This is a genomic window from Lactobacillus corticis (genome assembly GCF_018327645.1).
GTDB lineage: Bacteria > Bacillota > Bacilli > Lactobacillales > Lactobacillaceae > Lactobacillus > Lactobacillus corticis.
Map to the genome: position 1 here is coordinate 1 of NZ_BMAY01000002.1, position 16,503 is coordinate 16,503.

The following is a 16,503-nucleotide window of genomic DNA, read 5'->3' on the forward strand; positions in this document are numbered from 1 at the left end:
TCCATTTGTGACCTCCAATAGATGTTTTTGTGGTCATTAACATTCTATCAAACAGGTCCAAATGGACTTTTTTATTTTTCTAAAGTGTTCAATTTGATTTTACAATCGGCGAATTTTAATTAAACAAACACAGCTAAAATACAAACACACACTTAATGACCAGGAAAACTGCTTTCCTGGTCATTTTTTAGCCAAATTAGTTTGCCTTTTCACAAAAAAATCTTGCAAGTTGGGCTAATAAATAATATAACTGGTATTGGAAATTAAAAATATCTCACATCACTAAAGAGCGGCTTCGTAAGGAAGCGGCTTTTTTGTTGCACCGATGTTACAAACTTTGTAACATTAATCAAATAGCTACCTACCTATTTAAGTCTTTATTAGCTCATCTAGTTTGTTTCTTAAGCATCAACTATTGGCCTAAACCACTGATATTACAGCATCTTTATTACAAACAACGGAATAAAAAAAGGCAAAAAAATTCCTTTTACTAGTTGTTAAACGTAAAACATTGCTGTAAAATCTATGTAACAAAGATGTAACAGAGGTAAAAATCATGAAGAAGAATTCACTTATTACTTTGACCACAATTGCAATTGCTGCTTTAGCTTTAGCTGTTCCTGCTGCTAAGGCCTCTGCCTCAACAAGTTCAACTACCAAGACTACCTACTCAGCAAACATCGGCAAATACGGTGCCAAGGCTGCTTTCACCACGCCTAAGAGCATGCGCGGTACCTGGTACTACAAGGGTACTAAGGCTTTAGGTCTTAACCCTAAGAAGACTTACAAGATTAAGATTACGGCCCACACCATCAAAGGCGTTTACCTTTACAAGGCTAACGATAAAGTTACTGAAAAGTACGCAATGAATTACAAGAAGTACCAAAAGGTCATTAACAAGACTAGCAACTGGGGAGCAGCTTCAACCTTTAAGGCCAAGGGCAAGACTTGGGTTAACGTTCAAGGCTGGGCTGCTGGTGCCGGCAATGGAACTTTCTACTCAGTCACTACTAAGAAAGTTAACGGCAAACGCGTGAAGACTCTCACCATCGGTTATGGCTACAAGCCATTCATCGGAGCTCACGCCTACAAGAAATAACCATCAGCAATAAAAAACCACCCAATAGCAAAAGATCCGGTTCAAGTCGAACCGGATCTTTTTTAATTACGCTTTAGTTGGTGCAAACCGTAAGCTAGCAAGTAGATAGCAACTTCAATAATTGAAATAAAGAAAGTTACCGGCCAGTTGGTAACATAGGCTAAGTATAAACCAGCCCACACTCCAATCAGGGCAAAAGCTACCGACCAAATAATCATTGACCAAATTGATTTTCCTAAATATCTAGCAGTTGACGCCGGCAAGGTCAGTAAAATAAAGACCAATAAAGAACCCACAATCTGCGAGCCAATTGAGACCGACATTGCCAGCGCAATTAAGAAAACTAGACTGACTAAGCCAGTTTTTAAGTGATGGCTAGCTGCACCGATATGATCAAAGGAATCATAATTTAATTGGCGGGCAACTAAAATAAGTAAAACGATGACAATCAGGGACAAGATTATCAATTGATAGACATCTTGCAAATCGACCCCGATAATACTGCCAAACAGGATACTCGTCGCATACCTGGCATTGGAATTTGATATCGAGAGGAACAAGACCCCTAAGCCGATAAAGAGCGCCGAAATGGCACTGATCGATGATTCCTTCTGATCAGTATGCAGGGTCAACTCACCAACTCCGATTGAGCCTAATAAGGTAAACAGAATCATGCCCCACAAAGAAGGAATCCCGGCAAAGGCCGCAAAAGCTGCCCCGGCAAAACCGATTTCCGACAAAGTGTGGGCTAAGAAGCTGAATTGCCGAGCAACTACATATACTCCCACTACCCCACAGGTAATGGCAATAAAGGTGCTGGCATAAAAGGCATAACGCATAAAAGCATATTGCAGCATTAACTGTACACCTCCTGGAAATCGGCAATCTTGCCGGCTTGAACCGTACCGTGATCTAAATACAAATATTCCTTCATGTACTTTTTAGCTAGCGGCACATCGTGCGTCACAAACAGCACGGTCATACCATGTTTTTTATTCAGGTGTTGGATTAGCGCCATCAACTCTTCTTTGGCAGATGGGTCAAGACTAGCAGTTGCTTCATCTAAAACAATCATATTGGGTTTATCCAACAAAGCTTGTGCCAGATATGCTCGCTGCTTTTGGCCGCCACTTGCCTCACCCATCCTAGTATGCTGGATACTGGTTAAGTTCATTTCTTCGAGTTCATGATCAACTTCTTGTTTGAACTGCTTGCTTTTAAATAATGGACCATTCAGTTCAATAAATGAACGAATAGACAAAGGATACTCTGGATCAATGTTTCTAAATTGGGGTACATAGCCCAGTTTCACGTGCTCATCAAACTGAAAGCTGCCTGCTGTCGGCGCCAGCATCCCCAACAGGATCCGGATCAAAGTAGTTTTTCCGGCTCCATTCGGTCCCAGTAAAGCCGTCATTGAACCTTCCTGCAGTTGAAAATCTAGATCTTGAAAGATGGTCCGATTATCAAACTTCATGGTTAAATTATGTACATCTAGGATCAAATTAGCTTTGCCTCTTTTCTAACTTACATATATCATGTTAATTATACCAGACCTAGAGCATGCTCTGGTCTAACTAGCTATCTTCTAATTTATAAAAAGCAACTATTTTTATAAATTAGATTAGAGTAAGCCTATTTAAAAACTTTGTCAATATTTTTCTTAACTATTCAAATAAACAAAAGATCCCAAGTCTTGATTTACTTGGGATCTTTTTAGTTAGGTTTTTAAGCAAATTATTTTTTGTTAATTAAGCATTTTCCTTAACTGGCTTCTTCCACAAACCAAGAATCAAGGCTGCGATAATTGAACCAACAATTGTTGCAAGGAAGAAGAGCAGGATGTGGTTGGAAAGTGGTGATACCCACAAACCACCGTGAGGAGCAGGAACTTGAACATTCCAAACACCGACTAAAGCACCACCGATAGCTGAACCAATGATACATGATGGTAAAACGTGACCTGGGTCAGCTGCAGCAAATGGAATTGCACCTTCAGTGATGAATGAGAAGCCCAAGACCCAGTTAGAAATCCCGGCACGTCTTTCATCTGCAGTAAACTTGTTCTTGAAGAAAGCAGTGGCAATCGCAGTTGCAAATGGTGGAACCATCCCACCTACCATAACGGCAGCCATCAAAACAGCAGCAGTAGCTGACTTAGGGTTGTTGGCAAAAGCACCTGAAGCAAAGACATATGCAGCCTTGTTGAAAGGACCACCCATATCGATTGACATCATCCCTGCCAAGATAGCAGTCAATAAGGCCAAGTTGGCACCTGACATGCTGTTTAAGAAGTTGGTAATTACCAAGTTGATGCCGCTGAAGATTGGGTTAACAATGTAGTACATGATAGCCGCAATGAGGAGCAAGCCCAAGATTGGGTAGATCAACATTGGCTTCATCCCTTCAACTGACTTAGGCAGCTTAGCAAAGGCCTTCTTTAAAGCAACCATCAAGTAACCAGCAATGAAACCAGCTGCCAAACCGCCTAAGAAGCCGGCAGGAGAAGCTGAGTGAGGTTGCACGTTAACTGTTAAGCCGTTGGTGCCATTGACAATTGCGGCCATATAACCACCAACAAACCCTGGCATTAGGGCTGGCAAGTCGCCAATTGATTCAGCAATGTAAGCTGACAAAACAGGAACCATGAAGGCGAAGGCCAGGTTACCAGCACTGTTTAAGAAGATAAATGCTGGAGCCTTAGCACCGCCGGCATAGTTTTCAACGATGAAGGAAATGGCCATCAAGATCCCACCACCGATAACGAATGGCAGCATGTGGGAAATCCCGTTCATCAAGTGCTTGTAAATTACGCTCCAAACGCCTTGCTTTTCACTTGAAGCAGCTTCAGCTTCACTAGCACCACCTTCGTTGTGGTAAACCGGTGCATTGCCGTCAAGGATGGTCTTAACTAGTTCTTCTGGCTTGTTGATCCCATCAACAACTGGGTGGTTGGTTAATGGCTTGCCATCGAACCGAGGCATATCAACCTTCTTGTCAGAAGCAATCACAACCCCGATTGAACGGTTAATTTCGTCTTGGGTCAACTTGTGCTTAACCCCTTCAGAACCGTTAGTTTCGATTCGGACATCAGCACCCAGCTTCTTACCAGCCTTGATTAAAGCTTCTTCAGCCATGTAGGTGTGGGCAATCCCGTTAATACATGCAGTAACACCAACGATTAATGGCTTGTCGCTCTTGTCAGCCTTAGCAGCTTCTTTCTTGGCAGCTTCTTTTTTATCTTCTTCATCCTTGGCATTTTCAGCGTCAGTGAAGAGCTTGATTACTTCAGCTGGAGTCTTAGCAGCCTTTAAAGCTTCAACCAGGTCAGGGTTGATTAACAGACTTGCTAATTTTGACAAAGCTTGCAAGTGCGTGTTGTCAGCGCCATCTGGTGCCGTAATCATAAAGAAGAGGTTAACTGGTTGACCGTCTAAAGCTTCGTAGTCAATCCCCTTAGCAGACTTGGCAAACAAAACCCGCGCCTTGTTGATTGACTTGTTGCGAGCGTGCGGCATGGCAATTCCGCCACCGATCCCAGTGGTACCTTCTTTTTCCCGGTCCCAGATTGACTTGATGAAAGCATCTTCGTCATTAACGATCCCGGTTTTAACTTCCAGGTCAGCCATTTCCTTGATGGCTGATTCTTTATCAGTGGCCTTAAGATCCATGATCATGGATTCTTCGGCTAAGATATCCTTAATTTTCATCTTGTTACTCCCCTCTATGATTAGGAAATTTGCTCAACTTTAATTTGTGGCAAAACAGCGTCAATTTGACTCTTGACCGCAATGTCCTTAGTAAAGGCAGTTGCTGCCCCGCAGGCCATGCCGATCCGGAAACTTTCTGCCGGATCCTTGGTTTCAAAGTAAGTACCCACGAAACCAGCAATCATTGAGTCACCAGCCCCAACTGAGTTAACGGCCGTGCCGACAGCTCCCTTAGCGTGGTAGACGTGGTCTTGCGTCAGCAAGTAGCCGCCTTCGCCAGCCATTGAAATCATCACGTTTTGAGCACCCTTGTCCAAAAGCTTTTCAGCGTATTCCAGCATTACTTCGCTTGAATCAAAAGTAGTGTTGAACAAGTCAGCCAATTCGTGGTGGTTAGGCTTAATTACCAGTGGCTTGTAGGCCAAGGTATCCAACAATGCTTCACCCGTAGTATCAACTACGAATTCAGCACCAGCTTCACGGATAGTTGGCAATAATTGTTGGTAGAAGTCAGTTGGCAAGCTTGGCGTCAATGAACCACTCATCACCACAATGTCGCCTGGCTGCAAATCAGACAGGCGGGTCTTGAAAGCAGTGATTTCTTGTTCAGTAATTTTCGGACCAGCTGCGTTAATTTCAGTTTCCTTTTGAGCGTGGATCTTTACATTAACCCGCGTATCATCAGAAATTGTGACAAAGTCACTGGCAATTTGCTTTTGGTTCAATTGCCGTACCAGTTCCTTGCCTGTAAAGCCACCAACAAAGCCCCAAGCAGTGTTGTCAACCTTCAATTGGTTAAGGATTTGGGAAACGTTAATTCCTTTACCCCCTGCCAAAAATGAATAATTATCAGTTCGATTAACTTCACCGTCGTTAACTTTAGGAAGCAGCATGACATAGTCAAGTGCTGGGTTAACCGTCACAGTGTAAATCATTAAATGACCTCCTCTAGTTTGATATCGGCTGGAATAGCCGCTTTAATGCTTTTTGAAAGTTTATTGGTAATAATGGTCGTCTCGCTAGCATGACCAAAGCTGACAAAGTCTCTTTGGCCAAACTTGGACGCATCAGCAAGCACAAAGGCTCGATCAGCGTGCTGAATTTCAGCAGTCTTCATAGCTGCTTCTTCGGCTTCCGGCGTGGTCAACTCACCGTTATCATTAATACCATTAACCCCGATAAAACTTGCCGAAAAGTTCATCGTCGCAATCTGCTGCAGGGCGAAAGCTCCAACGCTGGCATGCGTGTCGGCTTTGACCCGGCCGCCAATTAGAATTGTCTCAATATTATGACTCAGTGCACATAAGGCTGTTTCCAAGCCATTGGTGACAATCGTAACATCACGGACATCAGCAAGGAAGGGAACCATTTCATAGGTAGTCGTCCCAGCGTCAATAAAAATATAATCACCGGGATGAACTTTTTTAGCTGCATACCGCGCAATTGCAATTTTCTCGGCATGGTTCATGGTGAAACGCACGTGCTGCGATACATCGCGCGAAAAATTATGAACGGAACGAGCGCCGCCATGTACCCGTTTCAGGATACCCGACTCTTCCATCTGAATGAGGTCGCGGCGAATTGTGGACTCAGAAGTAGCTGTCAGCTTGCACAGCTCTGATACGCGGCACAGTTCATGCTCGTTCACATAGCGTTCAATTAGGCTTTGACGTTCTTCCGTCAACATTTTTTTCACCCCGCTAATTATTGTATGCGCAGTCATCTTCAAAATCAATCATTTTTATTCAGAATTCTTCACATTTTGTCAAAAGTCTGCAAACCGATTTAAACAGGCTTTCTTATGACAATGTAAAGGCTTACAAAAGCAAATGCGCTCCTGACGGTTTTTGACCGTTTCTTTCAATCAGCAATAGATTAAATAACTAATCCGGTTTCTGACTAGACCAAAAAATAAAAAAAACTTGAACTACCAAGTCAACAATTGGCAATTCAAGCTTGTTTGTTAATATTCTACTTCTTGCGGAACTACCCAGCTAAGATGACCAATCCCACCCCTAACAGGCCGAAACTGATCAAATAGCTCTGGAGCAAGGCAACGGTTGCAAAGACGCTCCCCATTTTTTTCGTCCAAACCATAATCGTATAATGCATTGAATAATAAAAGTAATAGACACTGCCTGCTACCAGCAATCCCCCAAGGAGATAAGGAAGAACTGTTTCCATATCTTACCTCGCACTTCCAATAAATAATTTTTACATTCCAAAATCACTATTAGTAACTACTATTATAGCGTTCTTAGGTAAAATTGAAAACGTTTTCTGAAAATTGCTGTTATTTTTGCTCACAGCGCTATTTGCACAAAAAATGGCGACTGTCACCAGTCACCAATTCATGCTTGGTTATGCTTGCGTTTCAGCAAGCTCCAACCTAAATAATACAATCCAGCTGCTATTGCGGCCTGACCCAAAAAGACTCCGCCAGTAATTAGCAAAATTTCTTCACCCGCGTCCAAGAAACCAATCAGCAGCAAAAAAATACCAATCAGAGCACTGATCATCATCAGCGGGAGCGAGATTTTTTTATCTGTTACCAGCCGTATATGATCGTTGCCAGCTAGTTCCTTTCCGTGGTATGCAAAAGCTTCGTCCTGATGCTTAACTTGCACTACCGCTTCTGCTAGGTAGTGGAGCCCAACCAAGAAAATCATCTCAACGATCAAAACATAACCGGCTAAGGTCATTCCTTGTGGATCGCTGCTTAAATCAGCCATCCCGGCAAACAATAACCCAGCAACTATTCCCACCAACAAAAAGCTGGTAGTGGTAAATTTTCCCGTCAAATATCTGACATAGTCAGACTCTGACAAATCAACAATCTTAGCTTTCATTAAATTTCCTCGTTTATTATTTTCTTGAGATAACCTTATCTAAGAAAGCACCTGTATGTCAAACCAAAAGGCAAGAAAAAAGAGGGCCCCATACCCTCTTTTCTCTATTTGACTGAAAGAACAGGAAAAGCCTGTTCATACCCCATTTTTATTTAGTATTTTGTTAGCAGTAATATAGAAGTTTTACCCTATCCCTTGTATTCTATGATACGTGCTTTTTCCTAAAAAAACCGTTTTTGTCAAATTTGGTTGTTTTTGCGTCATATTCTAAAGCGCGCCATTTTAAAGAAGCATACCTATTCCCAACCAGCACAAAATGCCAATAATAAACTTGCCATCTTCAGTAAATTCTGCATACGCCATCCACTCATAAAGCATAATCATTAGAAGCGTCAAAACCAGCAGCTGCAAAGCAGCCACTAAACTGAATACCTTTGCCAGCAATGCCGTAACAATCCAACAAATCAGGGTTATGAGCGCGAATTTCACGGCTTCGAGCCCCCAGCTTTTGAAAATATTTCAATTTGCTGCCAGTCCTTAACTGCAGCATGGGAGTATTCAGCACTTCCGCCTGAGTGGTCCGCCAGACCGACCACACCAGAAGCCACAAGCCAAGATTGGTAATTTGCAGAAATGGATCATGCTGATCCCAAAAAATTGAAATTTTGGCTGTATTACGCAGTTGCAAATAGGCATATGAAAAATTCCAGCAAAGATTGATTAATAAAAGCGCTAAAGTTTGTGTTAAGTATTGCCGTTTCATCGTTTATTCCACTTCTTTACAACTACGCTTAGCAGAACCAATTCTACAAGCACCCAAAAGAGACTCAGATACATGGTTGCTAGTGGAAATTTCAAATACGGATAAAAGGGAAAATATAATTCGTCTCCAGTCATTAAAGGGAAAGATTTAAGAAGAAAGAAGAGCCGGCTGCGAATTGACAAAAGTGAGGCTACCCAGAAGACCATTCCCGCAAAGAAGCTTACGGCGGTTTTTCGCCAGGTTAATTCCACTAGCCAAACAAACAAGATGATCGCCAGGAAGTTTAAAAAGGTGATGCCTAATCTGGTTATGACAGCCAGCATCCCCGTGTTAAAAAGCGGATGACTAACTGAAAACGCAATGCGATAGCCATGCAGCCAGCCAATAACCAAACTGCCAGCAAACAAAGCTAGCGCAAAAATTGCACTCAGCCTTACGCCCAGGCCTAAATAAGGTCTAAAAGTCTGACTGTTGCTGCCTCTTCTGATTGCTTCCAGCGGGTAATACGCTCCAACAAGATTGCTTAACAAATCGAAACAGCTTAAAACTGTTAGCAGTGGAATGGCTGTAGTCACAATAATTAAGGTTCCGGTAGTTTGCAAATAATAATCAAAGATTGAACTTTTAACAGTCAAATTTTCAATCGCAATCTGGCTGGGGGAGGCAAATAACAGGAGCAAACACACCAACAGCTTGCACTTTTGAAAATTAGAAAGTCGCTTCATCATAGGTCTGATTTTCTACTACACTTTCACCATCAATCACCAGAAACCTATCAGCAATATCTTTAAAACTATCATCGTGTGAAACTACAATCATAGTCGTATTCGGACGAACTTCTCTAACTTGTTTAACAATCTCAATCACCTTTTGCTTAGATTGCTTGTCTAAGCCATTCATTGGTTCGTCCAGCAAAATAATCTGATCTTCTTCCATGAAAGCCTGAGTTAAGCCCAACTTTTGATTCATACCAACGGAATAGCCTCTGACTTTAGTCTTATCAGTTGGATTTAGGCCAAACTTTTTCATCCAAGTTTCAATTTGACCCACATCGATCTTATCCTTTATGCTGGCTAATAACTTTAAATTTTCCAAACCAGTCAAAGTCGGAATGAAAGATGGGGTATTAATCATAACCGCAGTATTTTCCGCATATTTACCTGCAAGCAGTTCTTGATCATTAATATAAACCTTGCCAGATACCGGCTCCAGCAAACCGCTAACCACTCTCAGAATAGTAGATTTCCCTGATCCATTAGGCCCTATCAACTGAACCAGTTCACCAGTGTTAATTGCAAAATTAACGTTATGCAAAAGCGGACGCCGTTTGAATTTAATGTTGACGTTTTCTAATTTTATAACTGACACTAGTAAGACCTTCTTTCCAAATAGAGATTAATCAAGTAAATCAACACCAATTCAATTAAAATTACTACTAGAAAGTAACCATATACTTGGACTACTAAATTGGTTTCACTTGCTTTAGCTCCCAATAAGTTTCTAGTTAATCCAAATGGTACATATTCTTCTGGAAGAATGCCAACATTAAATAAAAGGATCGGCAAAACATAAACTACTAGAATACTTCCGACTAAAACCTGCCATTTTTTCTTTGCTAAGTAAACAAAAACAAAGGGTACCAACATAAGCAAAAAATTATATAGCCAGTTAGCTAAAACTAGTAATAAATATCCACCAAATGAGCGAACAGCAAACCAACCTGTCCAAGGAAACATTCTGTCCCCGCGAATTTTAAAAAAACCGGTTAATAGAACTGAAGAAATCAGCAATGTTACAACCGTATATAAGCAAGAGTAATATAGTACTGACTGTAACTGCTTACTTATAACCTTAAATGATTTTTGCTCCCGAACCAGTGACCATTCCTTATCGCTCGTGAACCAATAAAATGTAATTAATCGATAGCCAAGTAGAATTGGTATTACTAGCACATACATACTAGTATCATTAAATATCATGTAGACTGCTTCAAGATACCCCGCTTCTCCCATAGCTTGACTAGCCTTCCAAAATGTAAAGGCAACGGAAATCACCACCATCAACCAAAAGTAATATGGCTCTATCCGATATAAAGTTTTTCGGTTCATAATAATTCTCCCCTACTAGCAAAAACAAGCCGGATTCACATCTGGCTTGTTTTTAACAAATTATGGACGCCATTCCAAATATGCAGTCATTGACTAGCCTAAGTATCCAAACTATTTTGGGCATATTTCAATGACCTTTACTTTTAGCCATAATTATAACAGGTAAACCACGTTTTTGAACAAAATTTCCAATTTGGTCGTTTTTACTTCCTAAATGGCAAATTTGGACGACATTTTGCTGCTCAAATTTAAGTGATTTTGAAAATCTGGCCTATCCTCGCTGAAATAATCACCTGCAGCTATTTTCAGAAATCATCGTTGCCCCGATATCAAGGCATTTTTTTAAACGAGCAGCTTTCGCCACATCTTTCTTGCAAATCAATACCTGATATTTCACTGTTCTTCATTCTTTTTCTAAGTCAATGTAAATCCAAGTTTTTAATTGTCACATTTGTTCAATGTACCAAAAAAACTACAAAACCGGTCAAAACCAGCTATTACAAATTAACATGGTAGCATTAGGCTTGCACTTTATTAGAAAAATACATTGCTGCAATAACATATGTCAAAGCTGTAATTATTTCTTGTACGGCCGCAATCAGCGATAAAAAAAGTAACGGAACAGATTGAAAATTAATTATCAAATAAGCAAGCCACAAGACAATAGCGATAATAATGGGTGGCCAGAGCAAAATAGCTGTAGTCTTTTTAGCAATTGCGTACGCCGAACCCGAAATTTTCTGTTCATCATACACAAAGGTATCTTTTGCATTTTCTCGGCTAACAACAAACTCCAACAGAGCTACTAATCCCAATTCAATTGCTAAGATTAGCAGCAAGATTGTCAAATTTGTGACTCTTCCTAAAAGATAGCCGCCAATTGCAAGTAATACTAGTAGCAGACTAACCGACCAAAAGGCAACATTCACCGCCTTTGCTGTTAAGTAGATAATGTAATCATCACGCGAAATCTTCTTAGCCATTATAAATTCCTCCCTTAATCCCCTCATGAAAAGACGCACCGCAAAAAGCTGAAATACATGCTACTGCTTGTGCAATCACCCCAGCACCTAAAATTTTTGCCAGTAGTCCAGTCCAAATTTCAAAAACTACGAGTACATTTAAAACCATCGCCAGCATAATTATGCCGAAAAGCAGCCAGCTCAAACCCATAATTGAATATTGGACAGCTCGGGCACTAATTTTTTTGTTCCTATACTCCACCACGCCATGCACGCTTCGGCTGAGCAGCATCCCTACAAAAACAACTAAAAGCAGTTCCATTGACAGGATTATGATTGCAGTCCAGATCTGCTTCTGATGTAAAAATAGGTTAAGTATAAGCATCCCAATTATTTCCAGGCAACAAGTTAGTACAAAAGCTTGGCATATTGTTTTGCCTAGTAAATATTCAACATAATCATCATGCGAAATCTTCTTAGCCATTAGAAATTCCCCCCTCAATTTTTGTTCAAGAAAAGTCTAACAGCTAAGTACCTAATCCCTGCTAAATCTGCGCTATTTTGCCAACAATTTCGCCTATTTGGTCAACGCTTAAGCAATTCTTTTGCTAATTGCTGCATCTGCTGGCGCAAACTGCGTGAATACTTCACTGTTAAGCCACCGGTCAAAACCAACTCATTAGTATGCACATTCACTTCTTGAATCTGCTGACGATTGACCAGGCAAGATTGCGAAATTCGCCATAATTCTGGATAATCTGCAGCCACTTGTCCAATAGTGCCGCTGATCATTGCTTGACCTGAATCTTTAACCAAGATTAGCTTATGTGCGGTTGTTGCCGTGACTAAGGCAATTACCTGTGAAAGAGGAAGTGTTACTACCCGCCGTCCCATTTTATAGCTAAATTTTTTCGCTACCACCGGTTGTGACTCAATCTCAGTCACTACCTCACTCAACGTGTCATTAAGCCGGGCCTGCAGCTTTTCCGGAGCCAAATCTTTGACCACATAATCAACTGCTCCGATTCGACGTTCATAAGTTAGATAAGACAATTCCCGATAGTTGGTAACAAAAATAATCTTCGCTTGTGAATCGCGCTGCTTAATCTGCTCGGCCAAATCAATACCGGTTGGATCAACCGCATTCTCACTTAATTCAATATCCAGCAAGTAAATACTGTTTAATGGCATTTGTGCCAGCAATGCAACTGCTTGGTGATAAGAAGACGCTTGTTTTACTTGAAAAATCACACTTCTCTCCTCATTATTTTCAACCAGCATAGCTTGGCTTGTCTTGACTGCTGTTGTTAGCTGCTTTAGCTGCGCCGGCTCATCATCGCAAATAAATACTGCTATTTCACGCATCATGCCCTCCTTCAATTACCAAGTAAAAATCAAACCAACCATTAGCCAAATTATAATCCACTGACAATTGCGGATATTTTTCAACCAGTTGTTTCACATTAGCTAAACCGATACCGCTGTGACCATCCTTAGTCGTTGCGCCCAGTTCGCTAATACCAATAGTTGAATTAGCTAGGGTTTTATTGCGTACTTCAAATTCTAGATTGCCCTGGTCCTGATACAACATAATTTTTATTTGCGGATTTGGCGTTTCCCGGCTGGCTTCAATTGCATTATCAAGCGCAATTCCCAACACTCTTACCAGATCCAGCACCTCAATTTGGCCTAGCTGGTCAACGATCCGATCACACTCAAAACTATAATCCAAACCATTTTCATGCATCGAAGCAAATTTAGTCAGTAACAGATTCTTTAGTGGTTTAATATGCACATGGTTAAGATCTTGGTAGCGTGACAAAGTCTGTTGATCAAAATGCTTAGCTGTATACTCTGTCAGCTTCGCTACTGCCGTTTGATCTTGTAAATTCAAGCTTTCTAACAAATTGAGATAATCATGTTTGAACCGGCGCAGATCATCTTCGTTTTGTTCCAGATAATTAGCATAGTCTTCTAGATCTTTCATTTGTGCCTTTAAGTGGGCTTGTTCCTGCTGATTCAGCTTAGCCTGATTAATTCGATAGGCCGCATAAAACACACCGCAGCCAAACAGCACCTGTAAAAGCGCAGCAGCTGTTAAACTAGCCGTAATTAAGTGCCGATTAGAATCAGTCAAAATCACCGTATTTAGCGACAACAAAGTGATTATCGTATAGCCCTCAAGCAAAACCAGCAATGAACTCTGATCCTGCTGTACCAAGTTAGCTAATTGTCGGCGCCAATGATAAACTGCTGTCAGCAACAGCAATTCACAAGCAATCATGGCTAAGTTGCCGCTAGTTTGATTGGTAAAAGCCGGTAAACTGCTATCGACTGCCTCATAAATCATATCCAATGCCAATCCGCAGATAATCGAAATTGCCACTGCCCGAATATTAATAATGTATTTTTGCCTCCGGCGGAACCAGTATACAAAGGCCGTAAACTGCAATAAATAACCAAACATGGTTCCCCAGGCACCCCATAAAGCAATAGCCACCACTTCTGCTACATAGTACCAGCTCAATAGCAGATCACGCTTTTCAAACTGATTGCCGCTCAACCAGTAAAAAACCAAAAAATCGCAGGTCACACTAACTGCTATTAGCAGCACGACGTTAATCATTAGCTCTGCAAGTTCTCCCATTTTCTCCTCCACGCAAAAAAGCCGAGCAAATTCTGCTTGGCTTTTCATTAATACATATATTTACTGATAACTTCCTGAGGATCCTTACCAGCACGAATCTTCAAGGCTAGCTCAATTGACACGTCAGCAATAATCGATTGCGGATCAATCACATGATACGGATGATCAGGTGCTTTTTCTTGCGCTAGTGATAATTCCGTACATCCCAGCAAAATGACATTGCAGCCATACTTGTCATGCATGGTCTGCAAAATCTTATGGTACAAATCATGATCAACCACGCCTTTTTCCTTAATGTCGCGGTAAATCAATTCAGTTACCATTGGTTGGATTTCCGGACCGCCAAATTCAACCTCGCGTCCAACAGCATGAATCTCATCTTCGTACAAATGGTCAAAGATGGAACCCTCAGTAGCAATTAGCCCAATCTTCTTTTCGTCGGGATAATTTTCAATAAAGTTGTGCACGGCAATCCGCATCATATGCAAAAATGGGATATCGGTCAACTCTGCCAAATCGTCATAAAAATAGTGCGCCGTGTTGCAAGGCATCACAAAGAAGTCGGGATGAAGCAAGGCTTGGCCTTCAACGTCTGCTTTTAAGTCATTGAAAAAGTTGGGCTGACTGTGGTCTTTGATGTAAGCCGTACGGTCAGGGACTTGCGCATCGTTTACCAAGATGTAGTTCAAATAATCTTGGTCGCGCTTGATCTTTACTCGATGGTTAATTAAGCGGACATAGCTTTCAGTGGCAATGGTTCCCATGCCGCCAATAATACTGAAAAAGTGCTTCATAGGCAATTATTTTTCCAATTCTGTAATTACATTCCGCACAACAACAATGTCTGAAGGATATGGCGTATCAACGCCGCGAATCTTTTGGTAGGCATCGGCCCCCTTGCCGCAAACTAAGACAACGTCGCCATTCTTGGCTTCTGAAATAGCCTTCTTAATAGCAGTCTGCCGGTCCAATTCAATTTCAGTCTTACATTTAGAATGATCAATGCCAGCATCGATTTCTTCAGCAATGCTTTGCGGATCTTCAAATCCTGGGTCATCGGTCGTCAAGTAGGCTTTTTGCGCATAAGCAGTCAAGCTTTCGCTAAAGCCAGGACGACGGGAGACACCCTTATCACCCGTTGCACCAACAACTACGATAATCTTAGGATTGTTGAATTCGGTCTTCATAAAGTGCATCAGTGCCATCATTGAGGCCTTGTTGTGGGCATAATCAACTACGACTAAACCGTGTTCCCTAGTGCGTTCAGTCTCCATTCGGCCTGGGATGGTCACATTGCGAATCCCATCAGCAATCAAATCATGTTCTGCACCGGCAAGACCCGCTCCAATAATGGCTGCGGTCCCGTTGATTTGGTTAAAGTCGCCAATCATCTTTAACTTGTAGTCGCCATTGATTGGCAAAGCCTTAGCCTTGTGCGTAGCACAGAACAACTTAAATTGGTTCCCCATCATGTCCGTTTCTTCAGCTGAATAACGGAAATCAATCGGTTCCTTCAATTTCGGATTTTCAAAACCATCCCGCGCAAACAAGTAAATGCTGTCAGGATTGGTGGTAGTAGTGGCTGCGGCATAAACTTCGTCAAAGTGGTCAGTTTCCGCATTAATAATACACTTACGCGAATTTACCAACAGCTGCAGCTTGCAGTGCAGGTAGTCGGCAAAGTTAGGGTGTTCATTGGGACCAATGTGGTCAGGAGTAATGTTTAAGAAGAAGCCTAAGTCATAAGTTAAGCCAAAGACCCGATTCTTTTTGTAGGCTTGGCTGGAAACTTCCATCACCAAGTGGGTCATTCCGTTATCAACGGCCCGGCGCATGTCCCGGAATAAATCAAGTGACTCCGGGGTCGTCAAACTAGACTTGAAAGTGTCTTCCGGCTTAGGGCCAACGACATCGTTGACAGATGACAAAAGGGCCGTCTTGCCACCGTTCATTTTGTCTAAAATACCCTTCAAGAAGTAAGAAGACGTGGTCTTGCCCTTAGTACCAGTAAAGGCAACAACGTACAAATCATCTTGGGGGAAGCGGAAAAAGGCAGCTGACAAAAGAGCCATTGCCTTCGAAACATCCCGCACGATTAAGGCATGCATCCCCTTGCCTTCAGGGTAAGGCTGTTCGGCAACATAACAAATAGCCCCATCTTGTTTGGCCATTGATAAGTAAGTTGGTCTAAAACCGGCACCTTTACAGAAAAATAAGGTGCTCGTTTGAATGTCGCGCGAGTCATAGGAAACATATTCCATCTTGGTAGCAACCGTATCTTGGACTGCGCTAGATTTGAGCAAGTGGTGCTCTTTCAAAATTAAAATGCAGGTATTTAAAGAAATACTCATTAATGAACTCCTCA

18 protein-coding genes are annotated in these 16,503 nt (G+C 41.7%); 1 reads left to right on the top strand and 17 read right to left on the bottom strand.

Annotated elements, in window-relative coordinates; genetic code table 11:
* The first annotated feature begins 556 nt into the window (after positions 1-556).
* A complete protein-coding gene (locus KI210_RS01280) occupies positions 557-1,099 on the top strand; it encodes a hypothetical protein (RefSeq protein WP_212780086.1) in 543 nt (180 codons plus the stop codon).
* A gap of 62 nt (positions 1,100-1,161) precedes the next feature.
* On the opposite strand, the gene KI210_RS01285 is transcribed toward KI210_RS01280, so the two are convergent.
* The 17 genes from KI210_RS01285 to KI210_RS01365 form a co-directional block, all read right to left on the bottom strand.
* The gene (locus KI210_RS01285) at positions 1,162-1,956 is read right to left on the bottom strand and encodes a metal ABC transporter permease (RefSeq protein WP_212780087.1); all 795 of its coding nucleotides are present in this window, start codon (positions 1,954-1,956) and stop codon (positions 1,162-1,164) included.
* The gene (locus KI210_RS01290) at positions 1,956-2,603 is read right to left on the bottom strand and encodes a metal ABC transporter ATP-binding protein (RefSeq protein WP_246487298.1); all 648 of its coding nucleotides are present in this window, start codon (positions 2,601-2,603) and stop codon (positions 1,956-1,958) included. Before KI210_RS01290 ends, KI210_RS01285 begins: the two co-directional genes overlap by 1 nt.
* Before the next feature lie 247 nt (positions 2,604-2,850).
* Entirely contained in the window at positions 2,851-4,809 is a 1,959-nt protein-coding gene (locus KI210_RS01295) for a PTS fructose transporter subunit IIABC (RefSeq protein ID WP_212780088.1), read from the bottom strand.
* Between the two features lie 20 nt (positions 4,810-4,829).
* The gene (pfkB, locus tag KI210_RS01300) at positions 4,830-5,744 is read right to left on the bottom strand and encodes a 1-phosphofructokinase (protein ID WP_212780089.1); all 915 of its coding nucleotides are present in this window, start codon (positions 5,742-5,744) and stop codon (positions 4,830-4,832) included.
* Positions 5,744-6,496, bottom strand: a complete 753-nt coding sequence (locus KI210_RS01305; RefSeq protein WP_212780090.1) for a DeoR/GlpR family DNA-binding transcription regulator — start codon at positions 6,494-6,496, stop codon at positions 5,744-5,746. Before KI210_RS01305 ends, pfkB begins: the two co-directional genes overlap by 1 nt.
* A 299-nt stretch (positions 6,497-6,795) precedes the next feature.
* Positions 6,796-6,993: a hypothetical protein gene (locus KI210_RS01310; protein ID WP_212780091.1), complete on the bottom strand. Its 198-nt coding sequence runs from the start codon at positions 6,991-6,993 to the stop codon at positions 6,796-6,798.
* Positions 6,994-7,160: 167 nt separating this feature from the next.
* A complete protein-coding gene (locus KI210_RS01315) occupies positions 7,161-7,658 on the bottom strand; it encodes a hypothetical protein (RefSeq protein WP_212780092.1) in 498 nt (165 codons plus the stop codon).
* A 367-nt stretch (positions 7,659-8,025) separates the two neighbouring features.
* The gene (locus tag KI210_RS01320) at positions 8,026-8,421 is read right to left on the bottom strand and encodes a hypothetical protein (protein ID WP_212780093.1); all 396 of its coding nucleotides are present in this window, start codon (positions 8,419-8,421) and stop codon (positions 8,026-8,028) included.
* Positions 8,418-9,149 carry a hypothetical protein gene (locus KI210_RS01325; protein ID WP_212780094.1) on the bottom strand — a complete coding sequence of 244 codons (732 nt, stop codon included), beginning with the start codon at positions 9,147-9,149 and terminating at the stop codon, positions 8,418-8,420. Before KI210_RS01325 ends, KI210_RS01320 begins: the two co-directional genes overlap by 4 nt.
* A complete protein-coding gene (locus KI210_RS01330; protein ID WP_212780095.1) occupies positions 9,130-9,789 on the bottom strand; it encodes an ATP-binding cassette domain-containing protein in 660 nt (219 codons plus the stop codon). Before KI210_RS01330 ends, KI210_RS01325 begins: the two co-directional genes overlap by 20 nt.
* Positions 9,789-10,529: a hypothetical protein gene (locus KI210_RS01335; protein ID WP_212780096.1), complete on the bottom strand. Its 741-nt coding sequence runs from the start codon at positions 10,527-10,529 to the stop codon at positions 9,789-9,791. Before KI210_RS01335 ends, KI210_RS01330 begins: the two co-directional genes overlap by 1 nt.
* A 518-nt stretch (positions 10,530-11,047) precedes the next feature.
* Positions 11,048-11,512, bottom strand: a complete 465-nt coding sequence (locus KI210_RS01340; RefSeq protein WP_212780097.1) for a hypothetical protein — start codon at positions 11,510-11,512, stop codon at positions 11,048-11,050.
* A complete protein-coding gene (locus tag KI210_RS01345) occupies positions 11,505-11,975 on the bottom strand; it encodes a hypothetical protein (protein WP_212780098.1) in 471 nt (156 codons plus the stop codon). Before KI210_RS01345 ends, KI210_RS01340 begins: the two co-directional genes overlap by 8 nt.
* 101 nt (positions 11,976-12,076) lie before the next feature.
* Positions 12,077-12,856, bottom strand: a complete 780-nt coding sequence (locus tag KI210_RS01350) for a LytR/AlgR family response regulator transcription factor (RefSeq protein WP_212780099.1) — start codon at positions 12,854-12,856, stop codon at positions 12,077-12,079.
* Positions 12,849-14,138, bottom strand: a complete 1,290-nt coding sequence (locus KI210_RS01355) for a sensor histidine kinase (protein ID WP_212780100.1) — start codon at positions 14,136-14,138, stop codon at positions 12,849-12,851. Before KI210_RS01355 ends, KI210_RS01350 begins: the two co-directional genes overlap by 8 nt.
* Before the next feature lie 47 nt (positions 14,139-14,185).
* Positions 14,186-14,932 carry an amino acid racemase gene (locus KI210_RS01360; RefSeq protein ID WP_212780101.1) on the bottom strand — a complete coding sequence of 249 codons (747 nt, stop codon included), beginning with the start codon at positions 14,930-14,932 and terminating at the stop codon, positions 14,186-14,188.
* Between the two features lie 6 nt (positions 14,933-14,938).
* Positions 14,939-16,489: a UDP-N-acetylmuramoyl-L-alanyl-D-glutamate--2,6-diaminopimelate ligase gene (locus tag KI210_RS01365; RefSeq protein WP_212780102.1), complete on the bottom strand. Its 1,551-nt coding sequence runs from the start codon at positions 16,487-16,489 to the stop codon at positions 14,939-14,941.
* Between the last annotated feature and the right edge of the window lie 14 nt (positions 16,490-16,503).

What these genes read in the sequence shown, in the direction of transcription:
- KI210_RS01280 (WP_212780086.1), top strand. Translation starts at nt 557, where the DNA reads ATGAAGAAGAATTCACTTATTACTTTGACCACAATTGCAATTGCTGCT.
- KI210_RS01285 (WP_212780087.1), bottom strand. Translation starts at nt 1,956, where the DNA reads ATGCTGCAATATGCTTTTATGCGTTATGCCTTTTATGCCAGCACCTTT.
- KI210_RS01295 (WP_212780088.1), bottom strand. Translation starts at nt 4,809, where the DNA reads ATGAAAATTAAGGATATCTTAGCCGAAGAATCCATGATCATGGATCTT.
- pfkB (WP_212780089.1), bottom strand. Translation starts at nt 5,744, where the DNA reads ATGATTTACACTGTGACGGTTAACCCAGCACTTGACTATGTCATGCTG.
- KI210_RS01305 (WP_212780090.1), bottom strand. Translation starts at nt 6,496, where the DNA reads ATGTTGACGGAAGAACGTCAAAGCCTAATTGAACGCTATGTGAACGAG.
- KI210_RS01310 (WP_212780091.1), bottom strand. Translation starts at nt 6,993, where the DNA reads ATGGAAACAGTTCTTCCTTATCTCCTTGGGGGATTGCTGGTAGCAGGC.
- KI210_RS01315 (WP_212780092.1), bottom strand. Translation starts at nt 7,658, where the DNA reads ATGAAAGCTAAGATTGTTGATTTGTCAGAGTCTGACTATGTCAGATAT.
- KI210_RS01320 (WP_212780093.1), bottom strand. Translation starts at nt 8,421, where the DNA reads ATGAAACGGCAATACTTAACACAAACTTTAGCGCTTTTATTAATCAAT.
- KI210_RS01325 (WP_212780094.1), bottom strand. Translation starts at nt 9,149, where the DNA reads ATGATGAAGCGACTTTCTAATTTTCAAAAGTGCAAGCTGTTGGTGTGT.
- KI210_RS01335 (WP_212780096.1), bottom strand. Translation starts at nt 10,529, where the DNA reads ATGAACCGAAAAACTTTATATCGGATAGAGCCATATTACTTTTGGTTG.
- KI210_RS01340 (WP_212780097.1), bottom strand. Translation starts at nt 11,512, where the DNA reads ATGGCTAAGAAGATTTCGCGTGATGATTACATTATCTACTTAACAGCA.
- KI210_RS01345 (WP_212780098.1), bottom strand. Translation starts at nt 11,975, where the DNA reads ATGGCTAAGAAGATTTCGCATGATGATTATGTTGAATATTTACTAGGC.
- KI210_RS01350 (WP_212780099.1), bottom strand. Translation starts at nt 12,856, where the DNA reads ATGCGTGAAATAGCAGTATTTATTTGCGATGATGAGCCGGCGCAGCTA.
- KI210_RS01355 (WP_212780100.1), bottom strand. Translation starts at nt 14,138, where the DNA reads ATGGGAGAACTTGCAGAGCTAATGATTAACGTCGTGCTGCTAATAGCA.
- KI210_RS01360 (WP_212780101.1), bottom strand. Translation starts at nt 14,932, where the DNA reads ATGAAGCACTTTTTCAGTATTATTGGCGGCATGGGAACCATTGCCACT.
- KI210_RS01365 (WP_212780102.1), bottom strand. Translation starts at nt 16,489, where the DNA reads ATGAGTATTTCTTTAAATACCTGCATTTTAATTTTGAAAGAGCACCAC.